Annotated in this window: 18 protein-coding genes; 15 read left to right on the top strand and 3 right to left on the bottom strand. The window is 51.6% G+C overall.

Annotation, left to right across the window (positions count from 1 at the left end):
* Nucleotides 1–203: 203 nt before the first annotated feature.
* The 7 genes from AACZ40_RS02290 (at nucleotide 204) to AACZ40_RS02260 (ending at nucleotide 7,533) form a co-directional block, all read left to right on the top strand.
* Nucleotides 204–719 carry an SMI1/KNR4 family protein gene (locus AACZ40_RS02290; protein WP_291177130.1) on the top strand — a complete coding sequence of 172 codons (516 nt, stop codon included), beginning with the start codon at nucleotides 204–206 and terminating at the stop codon, nucleotides 717–719.
* A 130-nt stretch (nucleotides 720–849) separates the two neighbouring features.
* A complete protein-coding gene (gene lepA, locus AACZ40_RS02285; RefSeq protein ID WP_291177127.1) occupies nucleotides 850–2,646 on the top strand; it encodes a translation elongation factor 4 in 1,797 nt (598 codons plus the stop codon).
* Nucleotides 2,647–3,137: 491 nt separating this feature from the next.
* On the top strand, nucleotides 3,138–3,632 hold the full coding sequence (locus tag AACZ40_RS02280) for a sigma-70 family RNA polymerase sigma factor (protein WP_339673049.1): 495 nt from the start codon (nucleotides 3,138–3,140) through the stop codon (nucleotides 3,630–3,632).
* A complete protein-coding gene (locus AACZ40_RS02275; RefSeq protein ID WP_291177123.1) occupies nucleotides 3,629–4,969 on the top strand; it encodes a FecR family protein in 1,341 nt (446 codons plus the stop codon). Before AACZ40_RS02280 ends, AACZ40_RS02275 begins: the two co-directional genes overlap by 4 nt.
* 169 nt (nucleotides 4,970–5,138) lie before the next feature.
* Nucleotides 5,139–6,101 (top strand): DUF1559 domain-containing protein, encoded by a 963-nt coding sequence (locus AACZ40_RS02270; protein WP_339673046.1) that lies wholly within the window; start codon nucleotides 5,139–5,141, stop codon nucleotides 6,099–6,101.
* A gap of 132 nt (nucleotides 6,102–6,233) precedes the next feature.
* The gene (locus AACZ40_RS02265; RefSeq protein WP_291177117.1) at nucleotides 6,234–6,623 is read left to right on the top strand and encodes a carboxypeptidase-like regulatory domain-containing protein; all 390 of its coding nucleotides are present in this window, start codon (nucleotides 6,234–6,236) and stop codon (nucleotides 6,621–6,623) included.
* A 52-nt stretch (nucleotides 6,624–6,675) separates the two neighbouring features.
* Complete coding sequence (locus AACZ40_RS02260; RefSeq protein WP_291177114.1) at nucleotides 6,676–7,533, top strand: SGNH/GDSL hydrolase family protein; 858 nt, start codon at nucleotides 6,676–6,678, stop codon at nucleotides 7,531–7,533.
* 1,768 nt (nucleotides 7,534–9,301) lie between these two features.
* Here AACZ40_RS02260 and AACZ40_RS02255 read toward each other — a convergent pair.
* The gene (locus tag AACZ40_RS02255) at nucleotides 9,302–10,222 is read right to left on the bottom strand and encodes a sugar phosphate isomerase/epimerase family protein (RefSeq protein ID WP_291177111.1); all 921 of its coding nucleotides are present in this window, start codon (nucleotides 10,220–10,222) and stop codon (nucleotides 9,302–9,304) included.
* 398 nt (nucleotides 10,223–10,620) lie between these two features.
* On the opposite strand from AACZ40_RS02255, the gene AACZ40_RS02250 reads away from it, so the two are divergent.
* From AACZ40_RS02250 to AACZ40_RS02240, 3 genes are all read left to right on the top strand, one after another.
* Nucleotides 10,621–11,601, top strand: a complete 981-nt coding sequence (locus tag AACZ40_RS02250) for an ADP-ribosylglycohydrolase family protein (protein ID WP_291177108.1) — start codon at nucleotides 10,621–10,623, stop codon at nucleotides 11,599–11,601.
* Nucleotides 11,602–11,739: 138 nt separating this feature from the next.
* On the top strand, nucleotides 11,740–12,105 hold the full coding sequence (locus AACZ40_RS02245) for a DUF2200 domain-containing protein (RefSeq protein ID WP_291177106.1): 366 nt from the start codon (nucleotides 11,740–11,742) through the stop codon (nucleotides 12,103–12,105).
* A 36-nt stretch (nucleotides 12,106–12,141) separates the two neighbouring features.
* Nucleotides 12,142–12,579 (top strand): VOC family protein, encoded by a 438-nt coding sequence (locus AACZ40_RS02240; protein ID WP_291177103.1) that lies wholly within the window; start codon nucleotides 12,142–12,144, stop codon nucleotides 12,577–12,579.
* A gap of 48 nt (nucleotides 12,580–12,627) precedes the next feature.
* Here the strand turns inward: AACZ40_RS02240 and AACZ40_RS02235 are convergent, their stop codons facing one another.
* On the bottom strand, nucleotides 12,628–13,410 hold the full coding sequence (locus tag AACZ40_RS02235) for a carbonic anhydrase family protein (RefSeq protein ID WP_291177100.1): 783 nt from the start codon (nucleotides 13,408–13,410) through the stop codon (nucleotides 12,628–12,630).
* A gap of 287 nt (nucleotides 13,411–13,697) precedes the next feature.
* On the opposite strand from AACZ40_RS02235, the gene AACZ40_RS02230 reads away from it, so the two are divergent.
* The 5 genes from AACZ40_RS02230 to AACZ40_RS02210 all read left to right on the top strand — a co-directional run bounded on the left by AACZ40_RS02230 (nucleotide 13,698) and on the right by AACZ40_RS02210 (nucleotide 18,535).
* A complete protein-coding gene (locus AACZ40_RS02230; protein ID WP_291177097.1) occupies nucleotides 13,698–14,918 on the top strand; it encodes a Tm-1-like ATP-binding domain-containing protein in 1,221 nt (406 codons plus the stop codon).
* Nucleotides 14,919–14,944: 26 nt separating this feature from the next.
* Nucleotides 14,945–15,781, top strand: a complete 837-nt coding sequence (locus AACZ40_RS02225) for a phosphoenolpyruvate hydrolase family protein (RefSeq protein ID WP_291177094.1) — start codon at nucleotides 14,945–14,947, stop codon at nucleotides 15,779–15,781.
* 44 nt (nucleotides 15,782–15,825) lie between these two features.
* Nucleotides 15,826–16,164: an EthD family reductase gene (locus AACZ40_RS02220; protein WP_291177091.1), complete on the top strand. Its 339-nt coding sequence runs from the start codon at nucleotides 15,826–15,828 to the stop codon at nucleotides 16,162–16,164.
* Between the two features lie 27 nt (nucleotides 16,165–16,191).
* Nucleotides 16,192–16,803 carry a hypothetical protein gene (locus AACZ40_RS02215; RefSeq protein ID WP_291177089.1) on the top strand — a complete coding sequence of 204 codons (612 nt, stop codon included), beginning with the start codon at nucleotides 16,192–16,194 and terminating at the stop codon, nucleotides 16,801–16,803.
* 163 nt (nucleotides 16,804–16,966) lie between these two features.
* Entirely contained in the window at nucleotides 16,967–18,535 is a 1,569-nt protein-coding gene (locus AACZ40_RS02210) for an arylsulfatase (protein ID WP_291177086.1), read from the top strand.
* A 209-nt stretch (nucleotides 18,536–18,744) separates the two neighbouring features.
* On the opposite strand, the gene AACZ40_RS02205 is transcribed toward AACZ40_RS02210, so the two are convergent.
* Nucleotides 18,745–23,106, bottom strand: coding sequence for a carboxypeptidase regulatory-like domain-containing protein (locus AACZ40_RS02205; protein WP_291177084.1), 4,362 nt, complete (start codon nucleotides 23,104–23,106; stop codon nucleotides 18,745–18,747).
* Between the last annotated feature and the right edge of the window lie 28 nt (nucleotides 23,107–23,134).

The following is a 23,134-nucleotide window of genomic DNA, read 5'->3' as shown; positions in this document are numbered from 1 at the left end:
TGAAGAGCGTCTGTCTGCATTTCGTTTTGACTATACCGCCAGAAGATTTACGTTGCTTGATGTAGATCCCGCTATCGAATCGGAATGCTGCTTTCAATTGAGGGTTCACACGATTTCAGGTCTTCATTTTGAAATCCCATCACAGCCGACTCAAATTTGCCATCAATGTAGAATGAGATATAAAGCTGATGAATTGTGAAAAAATGAAACAAAGCTTTCCCCCCAATATCCCATTTCCCAACGAACTCGAGCAATTAATCGACTGGGCCAATCAAAATGGTTATCCCATCAGCGGTTACTTTGAGCTGCGTGCTGGTGACAGAGACACCATGTTCTACTGGTTTGGATTCAGGCATGTCGATGATCAACTCGTTCAATTCGGCGCTGGTGCGGATGGATCACTCTATTGCATCTGGGATGCCGGCGATCAGACTTTCCCGGTTGTGCATTTAGGTTCTGAAGGGGACGGCATCAAAGTTCTCGCTCCCAGTTTTAAAGATTTCCTGCGACTGCTTGCCATTGGATATGGCGAACTCGGTTTTGAAGATTTATCGAAACCACCTGCAGGAAGTGAACCGAACTTAAATTTTCAAAACTGGGTCAAAAGTCAGTTCAGCACCAGTATTCCCACGAATGGTTCTGAATTCATTACGCTCGAAGCCAATGGAAAATGTCGATTTGCGAACTGGGTAGATCACGTATGTGAGAAATATAACTAACCTGGACGCAGGCAAGCTAGAATGCCCTTCACCAGGTCAGCCACGGAGTCAGACGCCGTTACAGTCGCCCCCTCCACATCGACTGCCTTCTCAGTTGTTTTTTTCCTCTGCTTTCTGCTAAAACTACGCGATGAAACATATACGAAACTTCTGCATCATCGCCCATATTGACCATGGCAAGTCCACCCTCGCCGATCGGCTCATTCAGACCTGTGGGGGCGTGACGCTCCGTGAACTGCATGAACAAATGCTCGACTCGATGGAAATCGAGCGCGAACGGGGCATTACCATCAAGAGTAATTCGATCACCCTCAACTACCGGACTCCGGCTGGTGAAGACTATCTGTTGAACCTGATCGATACGCCGGGCCACGTCGACTTTTCGCATGAAGTCAGGCGTTCGCTGATGGCCTGTGAGGGCGCCTTGATTGTGGTTGATGCCTCTCAGGGAGTCGAAGCCCAGACGGTCGCGAACCTCTATCTGGCACTGGAACACAATCTGACGCTGCTGCCGGTAATCAACAAGATCGATCTTCCCGCCGCCGACATCGAACGGGCGCAGGAGGCCATCGACGAAGAACTGGGGCTCGACCCCTTCGAAGCGATCCCGATTTCCGCCAAAAACGGGATTGGCATTGAAGACGTGTTGCAGGGCATCGTCGAGAAACTGCCTCCCCCTGAAGGCGATCCGACTGCCCCTTTGAAAGCACTTGTATTTGACGCGATCTATGACAAGTTTCGGGGGGTTATTCTGCAGTGCCGCATCATGGAAGGAACGCTCAAGCCCCGCGATACGATCCACTTCATGCACGCCGGTCGCGACTTTACGGTGGATGAAGTCGGCTATAACCAGATGAAACTCAATCCCAAACCTCAGCTCAGTGCGGGGGAAGTCGGTTACGTTGTCGCGGGAGTCAAAAGTGTGCAGGACATTGAGATCGGCGATACGATTACCCTGCTGAATCGACAGGCCGCAGAGCCGATCCCCGGCTACCAGCCAGCCAGGCAGGTCGTCTTTTCTTCCATCTATCCCATGGACACGGGGGATTACCAGGAGTTGACCAAGGCCCTGGAGAAACTCGCGATCAACGATGCGGCCCTCACGTTTGAAAAAGACAGTTCCGCCGCGCTGGGCTTTGGCTTTCGCTGTGGCTTTCTCGGACTGCTGCACCTGGATGTGATTCAAGAGCGTATCCAGCGCGAATTTGACATCGGCCTGGTAATCTCCGCCCCGTCGGTCAAGTACCATCTGTCTTTGAGAGACGGCTCCACCATCGAAGTCGATAACCCCTCTTACTGGCCCGATCCCACGATGATCGAGTCGGCCAGCGAGCCCTACATCAAAGCTTCCATTCTGACTCCCGAGTCGTATGTCGGCCCGGTCATGGAACTCTGCAGGGAACATCGCTCGGAAAGCCAGACGATGAACTACCTGTCCGCCAGTCGAATCGAAGTCACCAGCGTGATGCCACTGGGAGAGGTCCTCTTCGACTTCTACGGCAAGCTGAAGATGATCACGCGCGGCTACGGATCATTCGATTACGAGCCAATCGAGTATCGAACCACCGATATCGTGAAGGTCGATATTCTCGTCAACAAGGAACCGGTCGACACGCTGTCTTACCTGGTTCATCGAGAGAAAGCCCGCCCGCGGGCGCTGCACTACTGCGAACAACTGGCCAAAGAAATCCCCCGGCATCAGTTCAAGATCCCCATCCAGGGTGCCATCGGAGGCGAAGTCATTGCCCGCACGACCATCGCACCGTTCCGCAAAGACGTGACCGAAAAACTCTACGGCGGCGATGTGACGCGCAAGAAAAAACTGCTGGAAAAGCAGAAAAAGGGCAAAGCAAAAATGAAGCAGTTCGGCAGCGTCAATATCCCCCAGAAAGCCTTCGTCTCCGTCCTGCGCACCGATCAGGATTAGAGCGTTACGTGGACTGACGAAGTTCGTATCGACGGCCGACTCGCCCCCACTGACGCAGACACCAGCGAATGGATCAGTAAGCCCTCCGGAAACATGATGGGGACAGTAGAGGAAAAAGCTCTCGGCCTCCGCGGCGCGATAATCACTTCTCTGGATCTGGTGTTTAAGTGATGGTAGAACGCAGGGCAGGTTAAAATTGCGCCTGTTCGGGAATGCATGTCGTGACCACTCACAACGTTACAAATGTCCTGTCTTGCCTGTATCCTGGCTTACTCTCACTTCTTCAGGGCCAATTGGATTGTATCCCATGAAACGAGAGATCTTATGGTGAACAGGAATGCGTTCACAATTCATGCTACTTTTAAAATAATTCGCATATACTTCGACAAAATACAAATCTTTTTGGAATATTAATGTAGGCAAGCATGTTTCCCAACAGACTTTCAATCTAGATGATCGCGTCACAAATGATGGTTACAGAAGAGTTTGTATTGAATCTTATAGAATGCCAGGCAAAACTTTACAGTTATGTATTGTCCTTGACCGGCAACAAAAACGACGCACACGATATTTTGCAGGAAACGAATAAAAGTATTCTCGAGAAAGCTGCTGATTTCACACCGGGAACTTCTTTTCCTGCCTGGGCTTCGAAAATCGCTTACTACAAAGTGCTTGCCTACCATCGAGATGCACAGAGAGAAACTCTGCTATTTAACGTTGAGACCTTACAAGAGATCTCCGAGAAAACGTTGACGAAAAACGGTCAGTACGACAGACGGCTTGGCTCTCTTTTTCAATGCATCCAGCAACTGCCCGACGATCATCAACAGCTGTTAAAGCAGCGTTATGAAGAAGAAAAGTCGCTGGAAGAAATTGCCGACCTGTGGGGACGAACCTACAACGGAATTTCGTCACTATTATATCGACTGCGACTGGCATTGATTGATTGTGTGGACAAGTCGCTCCAGCTGGAGGAGGGAACATGACCGATTCACAGCCGGAAAATCCACCCTTGGGGAGAGATGCGTTGGGGAAAATGATCTCATTACACCTGGACGGTAAGCTTTCGAAAGAGCAATTGTCTCAATTACAGCGCACGCTGGTCATCGATGAATCTGCCCGGGATTTTTATGTTGAGTTAATTTCAATCCATTCACAGCTTGAACAAATTCATAAAGGGCCAGTCGTTCACAGCGAGAGTCTGAATACACTCATTCGCAGGCCGCAGACTCCTTCGAGAATGCCCTCGTTCGCGATGATGACGCTACCGGCCGCATTACTCGTGGTAATCTGCGTCTGGATTACCAGTCAGATTCCCGATCCGCCTGTCGAAAAACCTGTAGAGATCCAGGCGGTGGTCCCGAAAATTGTCGACTATCGTGTGACCGTTGCTGATACCCATGAAGTGAGATTTTTCAATCAGGAGCCGTTGGGGATCGGCGACCACCTGGAAGGTGACAAGATTTACAAACTGGACAGCGGCCAGTTGGAACTGCTTTTTATCACGGGAGTGAAAGCGTCGATTACAGCGCCTGCCACGTTTGCGATCACAGGGGAAAATGAACTCAATCTTTCCGCCGGCATCCTGATGGCGAAAGTCACCACTTCCAAAGGAAAAGGATTCACCGTCAGAACGCCTGGCGGACCGATCCGTGATTTAGGAACACTGTTTGGTGTCGAGATCGACAACGCAGGCACATCCGGCGTGCAGGTCTTCCAAGGTGAGGTGGTACTCGCTGATTCTCGTGGAGAAACAGTAAAACTGACAGAGGGAAATACAATGCGCTGCGCTGCTGGCAAGGACCAGTGGCTGCCTGAACCTCGCCTTTCACGGAAGTTCTACTCCGTGATTCAGGAAAATAAACAGGCGCTTACACCGAATATCATTCTCCTTCCAGATGAGGTTCAAAACATGTTTGGAGCCGATGAATACATTGGTAAAGCTTATCTGATGTATTCTGCTACATCATTGCTCGATCGTATCCCGAATATTTCAGGTCCGTCGAAACTCTCTCAACATTTTTCTGTCGTGTACTTTGATGAAACATCCACTGAATGGAAGTTTCCGGATAACACGGGATTAATTTCCTTTACCCCTGACGCGACCGATCTGTTACTTGCCCGGATCGATTCAAGGGGGCCCGATAAAAATTCGATTACCAAAGAATTCACTTATTTTGCCGGAACACAGGAAAACATTCATGGTATCACATCCGGATATCAGTCAGGAGATATTCAGATCATCCCGGACCGGTTCCAGGGTGAAGCGAATCCGGGGGAATACACGCTTGAAGGAACTTATTTTATCCGTAACTCAGAGTAGTGTCTTATCAGACCTGGCATGCCACGTTGGCTGAAATGTCCGCATGCCTGCCTGACTTTGATCAACCGTCAATACAATATTGAGAGACCCGTAGATTATTTCATTTGCTATTTATCACCCTATTCAAGGTAACCATGTTTCATTCGTTTTATAGAAAGAGGAGTTGATTATGTGCTCTGAACAACAGAATCACAGGAGAAAGGGTTTCACGCTGATCGAGCTGCTGGTGGTGATCGCCATCATTGCCATCCTGATTGCCCTGTTACTTCCAGCCGTACAGCAGGCGCGGGAAGCGGCGCGACGCAGTACCTGCAAAAACAATCTGAAACAGATTGGCCTGGCGATGCACAACTATCACTCTACCCACAGCCTGTTTCCACCAGGGGCCATTGCACCGGGGGCAAGCTGCGATGCCGTTACCGGGCCTGCACCAGGCAGAATCCTGAATCATACGGCATACCAGATGATCTTGCCTTACCTCGAACAGACAGCCTTATACAACAGTTACAATTTCAGTTTACCGAGTGGAAAATCAAACTATGCGGGCTCGGGTTGTACGGGTACGACTCCTACGACTGATCAGCTCGCGGTAGTCACTTCTCCCGTATCGGTATTCCTCTGCCCTTCCGATCCCGGACCGACAAAAGGTGACGAAAACTATGCCTTTTCACAGGGGAATGGCGCCCAGCGCACCAGCTATGGACTGGTGACAGACCGCTACGATGGGAACTGGACGACCACCTGGGCAGGTACCTCTGACCCGAATAAAGGGATGTGGGGACCAAACGGTTCGCCCCGGATCAGAGATTTAACCGATGGAACCAGTAACGTCATGTGCATGGTCGAAACACCGTTACGCAAGAAAAAAGCTGAAGACTGGAATGGCCCCTACTGGAACGCTTACACCTATGTGTATTGGATTAATATCCCCGGTCGCGGCATTAACCGAATCTATGCCGATCCTTCATTCCCAGGCGTGAACCGTAACGGAGCGGGTAGTGAGCATGAAGGGGGCGCGCATGTCTTACTGGCAGACGGGTCGGTCCGCTTCTTGAGTGAAAATGTCGATCAATTTTCCGTTTTAAATGCCTTAACTTCGATCGGCGGCGGCGAAATTATTGGAGCATTCTGATTCCTGGGCGTTGACACTACCCACACACCGGGTGCCTCAACTTGAGCTCCGGCGTTGAGGTGTTCGTGCCAGTGAAACGCGAACGATCAATAAATCTGCATCAATTTTTAATTATTTCTCAAGAGGTGCGCTATGCTCAAGCTTCACTCACCACACACGCTGAAATGGGTCAGCCTGTTCGGGCTGTTTCTGGCAGGCTGTTCTTACCAGCCTGACGACATGCCGAAAATTGCACCGGTCACCGGCGTCGTAACCCTGGATGGTCAACCCCTACCCGAAGCGGAAATTCTGTTCCAGCCTTCATCGGGTCGCGCTTCCACCGGCATGTCTGATGAAAACGGTGAATACACGCTGTTGTTCAACAGGAATACCTACGGTGCCAAAGTGGATGACCATGATGTGAGTATCATTACTTACAAACAATTCGATCAATCACTCAGTAAACTGACAGCTAAGGTCACCGAAGGGGATAACGTCATCAATCTGGAATTGAAATCAAAACCGAAAACCAAAACCAGATAGCATGCCCCTGTCCCGTTTTCTTAATCAGCGTCTCGCAATCAGAAAGAAAATCATGTTCCGTTCCGCATATGATGTACGATCCTGTTTCGTTCTCTTCGCATTTATCACGTTGGTCGCAGTGCCGTCCCGAGGCGAAGATCAAAAAACAGAGCCGACCAATGCCAGTGAAGCGGCTGCCAAAAAAGCAAAACAGGCAGCCGAACTGAATCAGAAGTTCGCTGCCTGGAAAGCCACGTTGTCCCCTGAGCAACAGGCCTGGGAAACAGTGCTGGAAGAAAACCTGGGCGGGTTCTATCTCCCCCATTATCAGAAGGCCAAGCTGCAAGGAACGATCACCGCCTGGGATTATGTAACTGATGATCCGAAACTGCCGAGGGTGCTCCTCATCGGCGATTCCGTTTCTCGGGGTTATACCTTGGCAACGCGAAATGCGCTGGCAGGCAAAGCGAACGTGCATCGTGCTCCTGCCAATTGCGGACCGACGGCCACAGCGCTGAAGCAACTCGATGTCTGGCTGGGCGACGGAAACTGGGATGTAATCCATTTCAATTTCGGTATTCACGACCGCCGCACCCCAACGGCCGATTATGCTGCGCGTCTGGAAACCCTTGTCAAACGTTTGCAGAAAACGGGAGCGAAATTGATCTGGGCCAGCACCACACCGGTTCCCAGCGATTGGAAAGAGGGTCCCAGCATCAAAACCGCCATCGAAGAACGGAATCAAATCGCCGAACGTGTGATGAAAAAACAGGGAGTCGCCATCGACGATTTATTTACTTTTATCACCCCACATCAGGCAGAGGCACAAAACCCCAAAGATGTGCACTTCAACGAACAGGGATATGAGCTGCTGGGATCTCAAGTCGCCAAAAGCATTTCCCAGACACTGGAACAGAGTGACTCAAAATAAACACGAAGCACTCACGACTGCAGCAACGGACGTTCGTCGCGATTTGTAATCGCTACGAACGTCTGTTTTTTTCGTCTCTCGGCGTTTGAGATCAAAGGTATCTTCAGAGACGACGTGATAACCACATCCCCAGATCCCCCCCAGCGAACGGATCGGCACGCCTCCGAAAAAGAGGCACTAACGGTAGACGGAGCCGGCAAAAAGCGATCGGCATCCACGGCTGCCACAGTGCGATGATCGATACACTGGGGTTGGTGTTTGAGTGAGGGGGGTTGATGTCAGGTTGATTTCATTCTTCGCCTCACAGTCACGCGAAGCGCCATCAGTAATAGGGTAGCTTTAACAGAAAACGGGGATTATGATTTCGAGTATGAGAAATTCGGATTCATCCAAACTAACCCGGACTGAGTGTCGAATCATTCTAACGCAGTTCGATAAAACGAACATTATTTATAAGGATGCGTTAATCTTCATTTATGGTATAGTAGGCTCAAGCTGATAGTTGATTACACGTATTATGGTGCGCGTTCTACAGACTAGAGGAAAGAATGCATCCGTCTCCCGAATTGTTGCGATGGTTGGCCGTAGCTTCGCTACTCACGTTCATTGGAACACTTATCATAATTCCAATATTGGTCGTCCGAATTCCAGTTGACTATTTCAATCGTACAGGACGAAAGACTTTGCCATGGGCTTCGCAACATCCTGTCATTCGAGGGATTCTACTAATAGGTAAAAATCTCCTCGGCTTCATCTTTGTGGTAGTCGGAATAGTATTACTCGCTCTACCTGGTCAAGGGCTCCTGACGGTCATCATTGGAATCATGCTTCTTGACTTTCCAGGTAAGTTTAAACTTGAAAGATGGGTCATTTCACAAAAACCTGCAATACGCAGCATCAACTGGCTTCGACATCGTTCAAATTGTCCGCCGTTAGAGATCCCGGAAGAATCAGAAACGAGTGCTACCCAGGATTGAAGACGGAATACGAAAGAGGCACTCTTTGGATATTTCAGTGAATTCTAGTTAGTTATCTTGTTTTGGAGCGTTTTCTGCCCCTCGGTTCCGAAGACTGGTGCTCTATCCAGTTGAGTTAATACTGGAGCAAAAGCTATCAAATCCTCTGTTTCTGAAACCAAACATTGACACGACCGTTAATGAGTTATCCTGAAATAATTCAGTTTTTTCAAGTGAGCTCAACCGTTGGGCTTGATAAAAGTATCCGAGATGACAAGCGTATCAACTACCGAAAACTCGCATTCGAGGCATACGCTCCGCTATGCGCACTGCGGTTTCGGTATCCCTGATGTACTTGAAGTTGCGCACATTGATGGTCAGCGCGCGAACAACGATATCGGCAACCTCGTAATCCTCTGTCCGAACTGTCACAAGATACTGGACCTTGATTTGATTTCGAATGAATAATGCCGGCCAAAAGGCTGCGCTCACACGCAAGCGTAGTGCGGCTGCAAAGAAGGCTGTGGCTACTCGCAAGCGAAATCAGAAAGCGTCAAAAGAGACCCAACAAGGCATTACACTAGATCATAGCTTCGCCAGGTGATACACCGCGCCCGGTGAATTTTCACATTGTGCTCGTCCGGTCGACAATCCCGAACGCAACTGGTACTAACTCTAACACGCAGAAGCTAGAATAACTCTAGCGGCAATGCAGAGTCTCCCACTCGCACGTCTGAATAAAAGACCGAAGTAAAATTTAGCGCTTTGCGGCACAGTGTATCCTGCACCACAAAGCGTCTGTATCACGTCTATTAAGATTGCGTCGTCAAACCAAATACGCGGTCCATGTTGGCGGAGACTTCTTTCAGGCGTTCCAGATCGCCGCCGGCGACTTCGGCTGCGGCCCAGCCGGCGTACTTGATTTCGGCCAGTGCCTTGCGGACGTCGGCCCAGTCCAGATCGCCTTCGCCGATCTTGGTGAACTTGCTCATTTCGCGTGAGAAGCCTTTCAGGTCCAGTTTGATGATCCGTTTGTTGAGCTGACGAATCCAGTCGCCCATGCTGCCGTACTTCCAGTGGTTGCCAATATCAAACTGCATGCCGACCCAGGGGGAATTGAATTCGTCGATGTACTTCACAAACTTGTCCGCGGTCTGATTGTGATCGCCTTCGTGGTCGTAGCAGAACTGGTTCCATACATTTTCAACCGCGATGGGCACGCCCAGCTCAGCTGCCAGTGGGATCGCCTTTGAGATATTCTCAATCGATCGTTTCCAGATCTCTTCTTCGGGGCCGTCGCTCCCCTTGCCCACCACCAGCAGAACCGTGTTCCCGCCGACCGCATGCGTCTGACGCAACGCTTCTTTCAGACTCTCCAGGGCTTTCGCACGCACTGCGGGATCGGGATCGGTGTGACGCACATTCCAGTGGCTGGAATTGACTGATCCGTCAACGGGCAGTCCCGTCGCTTTGATGGCAGCACGCACTTCGTCAACGTCGATCCCCGGAGTATTCAATTCGATGCCGTCAAAACCGGCTTGCTTCGCGAGCGCGAATTTTTCTTCCAGTGTCTTCCCGGCTTTGACCATCCCGATCTTCAGGGTCTTATACAGACGCCCCTTGAGATAGCCTTCCTGACTCGCTGCTCCCTGGGCAACAAACGGAGAAGATGCAGCAGCGGCAGCCGCTAACAGCATAAAATGACGACGAGAAAGTGAATCCGATGTGAGCATGATGTACCCCTTGATGTCTGGTCGTGTTGCGGACGGTTTTAGTCTGGGTGCTGGAATTCAATAATTTACAAGTACCCATCTTGGCGATATTGTAACATTCTTTATTAAAACATGGCACTAAGAAAGCAGTTGCTTTTCGCTGCAGAGAGTAAAATTCCTGCGAGGAATTTTTTTTCTAATAATTCGCCCCAGGGGACTGCCTCCCACATTGATTGCTTTCACAATGAAAATGCAAGAATCAATTGAGTAACCTTATAATTCGCAGCCCGGTTGTTCATGATGACCCAAAACGCGCAAACTGAATTAAAGAGTGCCAATTGATTATCTACTGATACACTGGTAGATTGAGACAGAAAAAGATTCAGCCTGTTCCTTAGTTATTTACCTCAGTCATGCCGATGAACATTCCAACTAAATCTGTCGTACTCGGAACGCTTCTTGGTGGTGCCGTTGGCGACGCGATGGGGGCGCCGTTCGAGGGACTGTGGGCCGACTCGATTCCATCTGCTGACTCTTTGGCGGCAGCCTTCCATGAGTATCATGGCTATCCGAATGGCCAATACACTGATGACACACAACTGACTCTTGCCACAATCAAGTCGATCGTCGAACAAGACGACATCATTGTTGCTGATATTGCCCGGCAGATCGCTGAGTTATGGCGACATCATTCTGTCATCGGCCCCGGCGGTGCCTGTACCCAGGCAGCTGAGCGGTACCTTACCACCGATGACCATCGCAACATGGGTGCGCCAGTTGGTCAGGCCGGAAATGGGACCGCAATGCGAACCGCCGCACTGGGTCTTTGGTTTAAAAATAAAGAGTCTCTGATTCCGCTGGTTGCTGACATCTCGCGCATCACACATCAGGATTCGCGAAGCGTTGCCGGGGGTGTCGCAATCGCAATGGCGGCAAATCAAATGTCGTCAGCCAGCGATATTAATCCCCACTCCTTCTGCAGGGTACTGGCGGACGCATGCCGTGACATCAATTCCGAGATGGCTGAACTGCTCCAGCAGTTACCTGATTATCTCAATGATGCAAGTGTGTTAGATTTCATCGCCCACGCCGGGCAACGCATACCGGAATTCGATAAACCAATCATAACGCCATTCGTGATCCCAACGGTATTGGCCTCTATATACAGCATCCTTATTTGCCCGGATTCGTGGATCGGAGCAGTCACTCTCGCCGTACGCCTTGGCGGCGATGTCGATACCCTGGGTGCAATTGTCGGTGCACTGGCCGGAGCGAGGCACGGAATTGATGCGATCCCAAAGAATCTGCTAAACTGCTTACAGGATTCCAGCAACATCGAAGTGCTGGCGACCCGCTACCATCTGGCGATTCATGCGCAAGCAGAAGAATCCGGAGAATAACAACTGTGTTAATCCATATTCTGACCGAGGCAGCTTCTGATTCATAATCATCTTCGCCACGCTCAGATGAATCCGGTCGTTAGCCAGCAAGCACGAATTCAAAGCTAAAACACAACCATTAAACAGGAGTAATGCCAGGTGAAAAGCACAGCCAAACACGATGAACGTATGGCGAAAATGACGTTTGCGGAAGTGTATCCACACTATGTGACAAAGGTCGAAAAAAAAGACCGGACCAAAAAAGAATTGCATCAGGTCATCACCTGGCTGACGGGTTTCAACGAAAAGGCCTTGCAGAAACACATCAGAGACAAGACCACGTTTGAAGAATTCTTTCAGCAGGCAACGCTCAATCCTAACGCACACCTGATTACAGGGATGATTTGCGGCTATCGGATCGAAGAGATTGAGAAGCCATTAACACAACAGGTCAGGTACCTCGACAAGCTGGTCGACGAACTGGCAAAAGGGCGGAAGATGGAAAAAATATTACGGACCGAATAACCAATCACGAAATGAACTGTTTGCCAGGGAGATATCATGACGGTCAAACGGATGGACAACGTCGGCATCGTGGTCGAAGATCTCGACGCCGCGATTGAATTCTTCACCGAACTGGGGCTCGAACTCGAAGGACGCGCCCCCATTGAAGGAGACTGGGCAGATGGCGTCACGGGATTACACGAAATGCGCGTCGAGATTGCCATGCTGCGTACGCCCGACGGTCACAGCCGACTTGAGCTCTCCCGCTTTCTCGCGCCGCCTGTCGTCGCCGATCACCGCAGCGCGCCGGTAAACGCACTCGGTTACCTGCGCGTCATGTTCACCGTGGAAGACATCGACGATACCCTCGCCCGGCTCATAAAACGGGGCGCGGAGCTCGTCGACAAAGTGGTCCAGTACGAAAACATGTATCGGCTCTGCTACATCCGGGGCCCCGAAGGAATTCTCATCGGCCTGGCCCAGGAACTCAAGTAGCAGATTTCCTGAGAGTGTATGTGACAGGGACAAACCTCGCTACACCTGTTACTGCTCCAGCAAATCAACTTCGCCGGTTTGCATATTGTAGATGCCGCCTACGATTTTGATCTCGCCCTGCTTTTCCATCTCTTTGAGGATCGGGCTTTTCTGGCGAATGCGGTCGACAGTCCCCAGGACGTTCTGTGCGATAACCATTTTGACGAACTCCGGGTTCTTACTCGTTTTGTCGCCTTTGTAATCTTTGAAGTGATTGACGGCCGGTTGGATGTTCGCCAGCATGGCGGTGATGTTGCCCAGTTCGACGCCATCAATGGCACCGTTCACGGCTCCACAGCTTTCGTGGCCCAGCACGAACACCAGCTTCGAACCGGCGACTTTACAGGCAAATTCCATGCTTCCCAGGATATCGGTGTTTTCAAAGTTACCGGCGACTCGGGCCACGAAGATATCGCCGATGCCGCGGTCAAACACATCTTCTACGGGAACGCGCGAATCCAGGCACGAGAGAATGACTGCTTTGGGATACTGTCCCAGTGCTGCTTCACGGACCAGTTTGGAATGGTCGCGAGCCGTCAGTGTTCCTGCCACGAAACGCTGGTTGCCCTCTTTCAATAATGTCAGAACGTCGTCCGGCGTCAGTTTCGCCTGCTCTTCCTGGCTGAGAACACGATTCACCAGCGGTTTGATATCCGCCAGGTTTTCGGAACTGGCTTCGTCGGTTTTATTCTCCGCAGCTTCGGCGACTGCCGGTTGATTTTGTGCACAGCCCGACAGCAGGATTCCCAACAGACAACAGGCCAGCAGCGGTTGAAATTTCATTCTGATCATCTTTGTGTTTCCTTATGTGTACCAGCGCATCAAAGTATTTCGGTTATGCAATCATGGGGAACTCTACCTCACAGCAGGAGGTCGCGTAGTAAACAGTCACAGAATATCAGTAAATATCTCAAATCCCGAGCCTGAATGAAGATCACAGACACTACAGCCGGACCTGCTCGCTCTGATTCAGCAAATTCAGGCGTGGCTTGACAAATTCAGACCCGCCTCCCCACTATGAACTATCAGTTGAGCGAAAAACCGGCTGAGAGAGAGAACTGTCACAGGAAGGAACCCGTATGCGGAAAATTATTTACGCGCTCGCCACGATGGACACCAAAGCCGACGAACTCTGCTTTGTAGCGGACGCCATTCGCAACACGGGTCACGATGTCGTGCTGGTCGACTTGAGCACCCGTGGCTCTGCGGAGCAAACCGACAAAACAGCAGAGACAGTTGCAGCCTCTCATCCCGACGGTCCCGACGTCGTGCAGAAACAAACTGATCGCGGGCAGGCGGTGACAGAGATGGCAGCGGCGCTGCGTGTCTGGTTGCCCGCTCAAATCCATGATAACCAGGTGGCAGGTGTGATCGCGATTGGCGGGAGCGGGGGAACTGCGCTGGTCGCACCCGCGTTCCAGGCACTTCCCATCGGATTCCCCAAGTTGATTGTCTCGACCGTGGCCAGCGGAAACACACAGCCTTACGTGGGTCACAGTGATATCACCATGATGTACTCCGTCGTCGATGTAGCAGGGCTCAACTCGGTCTCGCGGCGGGTTCTGAGCAACGCCGCCCACGCGATCGCCGGCATGGTGGCTCACACATCTGACGTACCCGACGTCAGACCGGCCCTCGGCATGACGATGTTCGGCGTCACGACTCCCTGTGTCGATCTGGTTCGCGAGCAGCTGGCATCAAAGGGCTTCGATCCTCTGGTCTTCCACGCGACAGGTACCGGCGGACAGGCGATGGAGAAACTCGTCGCCGATGGTTTGATTCGCGGCGTACTTGATATCACGACTACCGAAGTCGCCGACGAAGTCGTGGGAGGCATCATGCCCGGCGGTCCCCGTCGATTCGATACGATCATCGAACGCGGCATCCCGTATGTGCTGAGCCTGGGAGCCCTCGACATGGTCAACTTCGGAGCCCGCGAGACCGTGCCGGAACGGTTCGCCGAGCGACAGTTCCTGGTTCACAATCCACAGGTGACTTTGATGCGGACGACCGCAGAAGAGAATCAGCAGTTTGCGAAATGGATCACCGCCAAAATCAACCGGTCAACGGCGCCCCTCGAAATCCTGATTCCCGAGCAGGGAGTTTCCATGCTGGATAAAGCGGGAGCAGCCTTCTATGATCCAGAGGCAGACCGGTGCCTGTTCGAGACACTGGAACAGGAAGTCGTTCAGACTGACGAGCGACGTGTTACCCGTCATGCGTGTCACATCAATGATACTGCGTTTGCAGAAGCACTGCTCGCGGCATTTGAACGAGTGTGCGGAAATCAGTTCCCATAGAGAGACCAGAGGCGAGGAAACAGTTCATGCCGGAAGCCAGACAAGACATTCTCAAACGACTGCAGGCGAAAGTCGCAGCGGGAAAACCGATTATCGGCGGCGGTGCAGGAACCGGACTCAGTGCCAAATGCGAAGAGGCCGGCGGCATCGACCTGATCGTGATCTACAATTCGGGCCGGTACCGCATGGCCGGTCGCGGTTCACTCGCGGGACTGATGCCTTACGGCAACGCGAATGAAATCGTCAAAGAACTGGGGCGTGAAGTGCTGCCCGTCGTCAAACAGACGCCCGTCCTGGCAGGAGTGTGTGGCACTGATCCGTTCATGCTGCGTGACCTGTTCCTGCAGGAACTGCAGGCAATGGGCTTTACCGGCATTCAGAATTTCCCGACCGTGGGACTGATTGACGGCCAGTTCCGAGCCAACCTGGAAGAGACCGGTATGGGCTTTGATCTGGAAATCGACTGCATCCGTGCCGCCCACGATCTTAATCTACTCACCACGCCGTATGCGTTCGACGCAGAACAGGCGCGGCTGCTGACGGCCGCCGGTGCCGATATTGTGGTCGCTCATATGGGGCTGACGAGTGGCGGTTCCATCGGTGCAGAGACAGGCAGGACACTCGATGATTCCGTGGAGCTGATTCGAGAAATGATCGATGCCGCGAAAAGTGAGCGGGACAATGTGCTGCTGCTATGCCATGGCGGCCCGATCGCGATGCCTGAGGACGCCCGGTACATTTTCGACCGGGTGCCGGGCATTGATGGATTTTACGGCGCCAGTTCCATGGAACGTCTTCCCACCGAAATTGCCGTAACGGATCAGGTGCGGCAGTTTGGAGACTTGCGTTTATCGCAAACCTGATGACTGACTCTTTCCTTTTCTCTGACCTGAAAACAGGAACCCTCATGTATCGCTTAACTGTGCTGTATGGACACCCCGAAGATCCTGCTGAATTTGATCGCTATTATCGCGAAGTACATATTCCGCTGGCGAAACAAATGAAAGGCTTAACCGGCTGGACCATTGGCAAATGCCTCTCTGCTGAAGCAGGCAGCCCGCCCCCTTATTACCTGATCGTCAGCCTGTATGCAGAATCGGCAACCGCGCTGCAGGCGGTTCTCGAAAGCCCCGAAGGCCAGGCGACCATCGCCGATGTCTCCAACTTTGCCACCGGCGGGGTGATGTTCATGTATAATGAGGAAGAAGTTTTGATTCCGGTTGAGTTGAATACACCCGAAATTTAGTAATTAATCACAGAGAAGGAGCCAGCAATGCATGCCAGGGAGGCTGCTTCAGTTGCCTTACAGAGCCTGTCGTTTTTGATTCTGAGTTGCTTTTTCAGTTCATTACTACCAGCAGCTGATCCAGTTGAAGCTGAAATCAAGATTGAATGGGGGCCAGACGTAAATGGAGTGCAGGCTTCTCTGTCCGCAGATAAAAAGAGTTATCTCATCGGGGAGCCAATCTTGTTGACATATCGAGTGAAAAACCGCTCTCAGAATATTGTTGACATTACTTATGACCGCTACCAGTCCTATTGTTTAAAGATGGATATCGTTCATTTTCGCGATAAAAACACTCCAAAATGGAATACACTCATTCCCTTGACCAAATATGGACAAGGTAAATTTGGGAATTATATCAGCAGCTTCAGTGGAACTGATATTCATCCCAATCATATGCTCACCTGGTACTTTAACAAGATTCCCATCAACAGACTCTATGATATGTCGCTTCCTGGAGAATATCATATCTCTCTGAAACGAAATTTAGGAAATGTTACAGTCACGAGTAATCTTCTTAAAATCAATATCAAAGAACCGCCGAAACCTGACTATGAACAGGTAGGGAGAGTTATTGAGAAAATTGATCCTTCGGAGTAAATGACTTCGAGATTAAAGATGTTTATCAGAATTCATTTAAACTAAGCATTGTTTAAATACCAAATCAGCATCCCAATTCAGTCTCGGTTGCGTTCTTGCTGGCGTGCCCCGTATAGTAAAGAGATCATTCACTACCTGTTTCCACTTGTGAAGGTCTCACCTCATGAACCTCGTATCACTCCTCTTCCGTCCACAGTTTCTGTTGCCGATACTGCTCCTGAGTGTGTTCATGCCAGTTGCTGAGGCTGCAGATCAGCAGCCGAACATCGTCTATATTCTGGCGGACGACCTCGGTTATGGTGATGTGAGTTGTTACAACCCGGAATCGAAAATCAAGACGCCGCACATTGATCGACTGGCGGTGGAGGGCATGAAGTTTACTGACGCGCATACGCCGTCTGCCGTCTGTACGCCGACGCGGTATGGGATTCTGACCGGTCGTTACTGCTGGCGAACGCGATTAAAGTACCGCGTGCTGGACGGCTTCGACCCGCCACTCATTGAACAGGATCAGACGACCGTCCCTTCGCTGCTGAAAAAAGCAGGTTACGAGACCGCCTGTGTGGGAAAATGGCACCTGGGGATGCAGTGGACCGATGAAAAGGGAGAGCCGGTCCCTGCGGTTCCCATCGACCGCCGTCAGCGACCCCGCGTGGGAGATGACGTCGATTTTACAAAACCGATTATCGGCGGCCCCCTGGCCAACGGCTTCGACTATTACTTCGGCATCTCGGCTTCGCTGAATATGTCTCCTTTCTGTTTCATCAGAAATGATCGACCGGTGATTCTTCCCACCATTCCTTCGGAACGGATACAGACCGAATTCCTTTCCGTTGACCAGGGCATGCGCTCACCCGATTTCACAATCCGCAGTGTGATGCCCACCCTGACTGGCGAAGCAGTGCAGTTTATCGAGCGACAGGCGAAGCAATCCCCTGAACGGCCCTTCTTTCTGTACTTCCCGCTCACCGCACCCCACCTGCCGCTGGTGCCCAACGACGAATTCAAAGGCAAAAGCGCTGCTGGCGAATATGGCGATTTTGTGCTCGAGGTGGACGCCACTGTCGGCGCGATCATGGAAGCCCTCCAGCGAACCGGCAAGTCGGATAACACCCTGTTCATTTTCACGTCGGATAACGGTGGACTCTATCACTGGTGGACGCCACAGGAGACCGATGATCTCAAACATTACAAACCCAATCACCGCGGTCAGTATGTCAAAGATCGCGGCCATCAGGGGAACGCACACCTGCGAGGGACCAAAGCCGACATCTGGGAAGGCGGTCATCGGGTCCCTTTCATCGTCCGCTGGCCCGGACAGACTCCCGCCGATTCCACCAGTGATGAACTGGTAGAACTCACCGACCTGCTGGCGACCTGCGCCGCAATTACGGATACAAAGCTGCCTGCCGGAGCCGGAGAAGACAGCGTCAATATTCTGCCGGCCCTCCGCGGCGAGAAAAGTGACAAGCCACTCCGCGAGTACGCCATCCATCATTCTCTGTGGGGCCACTTCTCCGTTCGACAGGGGCCGTGGAAGATGATCCCCAAACGAGGTTCCGGCGGCTTTACCCGCGCCCGTGAAGTCGAACCGAAACCAGGAGAACCAACGGGACAGCTTTACAACCTCCAACAGGATCCTTCGGAGACAAAGAATGTCTGGAACGAACACCCGGAAGTCGTCGAACGGCTTTCAAAGATCCTCAAAAAAGTTCAGGCGGATGATCAATAACAGATTTCGCTTTTTTTGTCAGACGTAGTCGAAACAGGTGCTCCTTGTTCGGCTACCTGATACAACGAGGCAGCGGTGCTTCGTTTCTCAACCAATCTAAGTCGGGAGATTCTGAAATGTCAGACAACTCTGTCAAACGGAACCGTGTGCTGCGGAACTGAGATTAAGGGATTGCAGGAAGGGATCCCGGATTAAACCGGCCTCCAGTACTAATCAGCTTCCAGTTTCAGACGCAGATTGACGGTCAGGTTGTCCGGGTATATCCAGGATTTGTCCGGGGGAATCAGTTTCACTTTCCCGTGCAGTGTCTGAAATCCCGGGTAAGAAACGGTGAGGTCATATGTGCCCGGGTCTCCCACAAAACTCTGGCGTTCAAACTGTTGGATGTGGCGAGAGATCGTACCTGAGCTACTTTTCAGTTGGATCTGACAACCGGGTAACGGGACTCCTGCCTGCGTAAAGACATTGATGGTGCGAAACCCGAGATCTGACTCTGATTTTTTGAATAGTTTGGAAGTCAGAGTCACGGTTTTTTGTTCGTTCTGCTTGAGAGTGAACTGCAACAGTTTTTTCGATTCGCGAATGTCGACCCGCGTCAGATAGTAGTCTCCCGCAGGCAGGTGCCTGGCGACATAATCTCCTTTTTCAAAGGAGTAGATCTTTGTCAGCAACCGCTTGTCTTTGCTCCACAGTTTGAGCCGCATCGGTTCATTGGCCTGCATCAGTTCCTGATCCAGCTTGAAATGAATTGTCGCCGTCCCCTCGGGAATGGGCAGCGTGAGCTGACTATTCAGATTCTCCTTCGTGACATGCACCTTCTGGTAAACAGAGGGGTACCCGGAACGAGATGCGACGATGACATATTCTCGCGTTGTGACCTGATTGAAAACAAAAGGCGCGCTGCTGCTGGTCCGCGGCACCAGATTACCTGCCCTCAAGCTTGCGGTCCACACAGGATGATAATTAAACAGCCCCAGTCGCATGTCATCCAGTGTTTCTGGCTGACAATTCACTGTCAGTTGACCAACCTGCGTCTCCAGAGTCCCCAGATCCTGATCGTCTGAAATTAATTCTAACGATCTGACCGGCACCCAATTATTATTCACATTGGGTACTTCATAATACAGAGTTCGCTGGCCAGGTCCCGCGCCGAAGAAGTGAAACATCCCTTCGCTGTCGGTGTTGGTATAGGCCCGAAAGATTCCAAAATTCGGATTCTCACCAGCCAGGAGGATGCGTGTATTCGCTAAAGGTTTTCCGTTGACTATCAGTCGGCCCGTCAATTCGGGTCTTCCCCCCAGGTTGAGTGTGCTGGTTTTGCCATTTTGAGGCAGAACGGCCTGACGCACGACGCCCAGAGAGCTCCATTCATCTTTTCTAACGACATAACAGATCTGGCTGGGAAGATGAGAAACCGAATAGCGGCCTTCTTCATCAGTAATCACGGTGGCCAGTAGCCCGGCTTTGCGGGCTGTATCGCCGTTATAAGCGTAACGACCTTGGAAGAAGAGAGTGACATTCGGTTGTGGTTTGCCGTTTTCGTCTGTGACGAACCCCTGCACGGTCCCGCCTGGGGTGAGCGTGACTTCCACTTTCGGGATCGGACTGGCTGCCAGATCGATGTCTTTCATAATCGCAAAGTCGTAGTCCGGATGAGTCACTTTCAGCGATTCCTTCCCCGGAGCCAGATGCGGGATCGAAAACGTCCCGTCTACGGTCTTGACTGCATCAATGTCTGTTGTGAATTGATCCAGTGTCATCGGCATCACGCCCCGGGACAGAGACAGCGGAATTACAGTCGCCCCATCGATGGGCTGTCCCTGTGTATTGACAACGGTTCCGGTCAGCGTGACTCCCTTTGTCAGTGTGATCTGAATCGGCTTTCCCTGATTTTGATCGGTATTGACAGATTCACTGAGCGCACGGGCATAGCCGGAGGCAGAAACTTCGATCCGGTAGATACCCGGACCGTTGACAGCGACTTCAAATTTCCCGCTTCCCTGATCCACATCCTGCCAGCGTGTTTCCTGCACAAAATTGGGACCGCGGAGGGTCTCCAGTTTAATGGCCCGTACCTGGAATGTGCTGATCGGCTGATTTGTATCGTCGGCCAGAACCGTACCACTGATCTGGGGTTTGCCGGTCACGACGACATTCAGCTGAAGATTATCGGCAGGGGCAAATACCGTATGCTCGCCTTTTAGTTCATACTCGGTTGAATGCATACTTATCTGATATTTTCCTCGCTGAATGGGATCGAACTTAAACTCTGTCTGACCAGGTTGGATCTCGGCATAAGCTTCGTTGTACCCATCAGTGGAATATGCAATGAGCAGGAAGGGCCTGGAAGCCTTTTTCAGATCGCCGGTATAGCTGATCTTTCCTGAGAGTGTGACCATCGAAGCGGGAGAAGGGATATTCAGTTTCAGATCAAGTGGCTGTTCCTGATTGAGCAGATAAGTACCGGTGAGGACAGGTTTCCCCCCCACTCCGGGAATCTCGACCATTACGTTATAAACGCCGGCTACGATATGGGGGAATGTGAATTTTCCCGTTTCACTGATTCGATAACCGGGGGGATGTCCGCTGAATTCCCACCACCGGGGCAGCGCATTGATTTTTAATCCGACCGGAATTTTCCCGTCCGCATAGACTATTTTGCCATCAACTGCTTCTCCCTCCCTGAGCACAATCTTTCGTGTGACGATTTGATCCGGATCGTCCACTTGAATCATCAGTTTCTCCAAAGCGTAATCAGGTGAAGCGATTCCAATCAGATATTTTTCCCGGGAAGGCTTCAGACCGAGTGTCACCTGTCCCGATTGATCGGTTGAAACAGCCCGAGGAGTGAACCCTCGCGTATCGGTCATCAATTTACGGTATACGAAGGCCCCGGGAACAGGTTTGCCTTGTTCATCGACGGTTTGGATGCGTAACTGACAGGCGCGTTCGAGCCTGATATTTTTCACCTGCCGTTCATCTGCCGCCAGGTCGACACGGGGACGATCCGAAGAACGTTCAATGCCTACCCAGCGCTGCGACATGACCATGATGCCGTGCTGTCCGGGTTTACTGATTTCGGAGAAATGGTAGTTCCCCTCTTTGTCCGTCCACGTTCTCAAGACACGTCCCCCCCCTCTCGTGTGTATCAAAAGAACTTGCGCATCGGTGACAGGCGCACCATCCGGGTCTGTAATGCGTCCACTCAAAACATATTCTGGTGCAGCCGTTTTCAGCTGAGGCAATTTCTGATCTGCCGGTTGTTTCTCTTGTTTGTCTGACTGGTTCCCGGACACTTTTTTATCGGGATCTGTTTGGGCTGCTTCAGATGCGGCTGTTTTCTCCAGCTTGACTCCCTTGTCCGCAGCCGCATGGGTCCGATCCATTCTGGACATCGGCAGTAAGAGTGCGCCGGTGAGCACAATCAGACTAAAACTGACCAGTCCCAGACTGGCGGACCGGGGGATTGGCTGTGAGAGAATACGTCGGATCCTCTGGGCCAGGGGCTTACGAGGTTCGAGAATGCCCAGCAGTTGCAGACTGGCTTTGTCTGGAACCGATGTCAGCGATGCGATGTCGAGCAGCGTTTCTGAATATTGTGTTGACTGGCCTTTGAGCGTGACCAGAACCGTTTCGTCGACGGCCTGTTCCCGCAAGCGTTTGAGCATGACATGTGCGAGCCAGACCATCGGATTATAAAAATACAGGATCAGCAGCAGGGTCTGCAGACAGTTCACCTGCAGATCGAACCGTTTCCAGTGCGCCAGTTCGTGAATGAAAATCTGGCGGAACTGTTCCGGGGTGAGTTTTTCCAGCAGATGACGGGGTAAAATGATAGTTGGTTTCCAGAACCCGCAAATCGCCGGACTTCCGACCACATCCGAGATTTTCAGTTTGACAGGGTCCTGTTTGAGCCGCATCAACTGGCAGCAGTCGTACAACTGCCAGATCAGTTTCATAGGTGCCGTTTCTGCCTGTCGTGCCAGTCGCCGAACTCGCACAGTCCGCCACATTACCAGGCAAAACAACCCGACAATAACCGCTAGCCAGATGAGCAATACGATCGCCGGCGGTTTCAGTTGTGACCGGGTTACCGTTTTTGCCTGCTGAGTTTCCGAGATTTGAAGCTGTGCAACAGAGACATCATCGGAAGGTGGAGCGGGCAACGGCGCAGGCAAGGGACTGGTATCAGGCAGGGACTCTGGAACGAACATCTGCTCTGATAACCGGGGAGGAGCTGCAACGGTTGTCGTGGGAAGCGTAACAGGAGATTTGACAGTTGCCGTCGAGGAAACAATTTCAACGCTTTCTGCAGCAGGAACCCAGTCAGCCAGCCAGGAGGCGACACTGACCGGAGAGGAGAGGCCCACAGGCAGAACGAGTTTGAGTAACACCAGCGACCAGAGCCAGTACCGGGCCACGGCTCGGGAATGTCGGCGGAGAACCAGGTCAACCAGCAGGAGAATGACGACCAGCACGCTCACCTGCAACAACATCAGTGTGCTGAATTTCCAGAAGATTTCGCCATATCCATTGAGCAGCGTGATAAAGTCATTCCCGGATGCTGTCATGATCTGACTTTCAATATTAAAGATGTTC

The organism is uncultured Gimesia sp. (genome assembly GCF_963972345.1).
Lineage (GTDB): Bacteria > Planctomycetota > Planctomycetia > Planctomycetales > Planctomycetaceae > Gimesia.
Note: the sequence above shows the minus strand (reverse complement) of the source record. Positions and strands in the feature narration are given on the sequence as shown.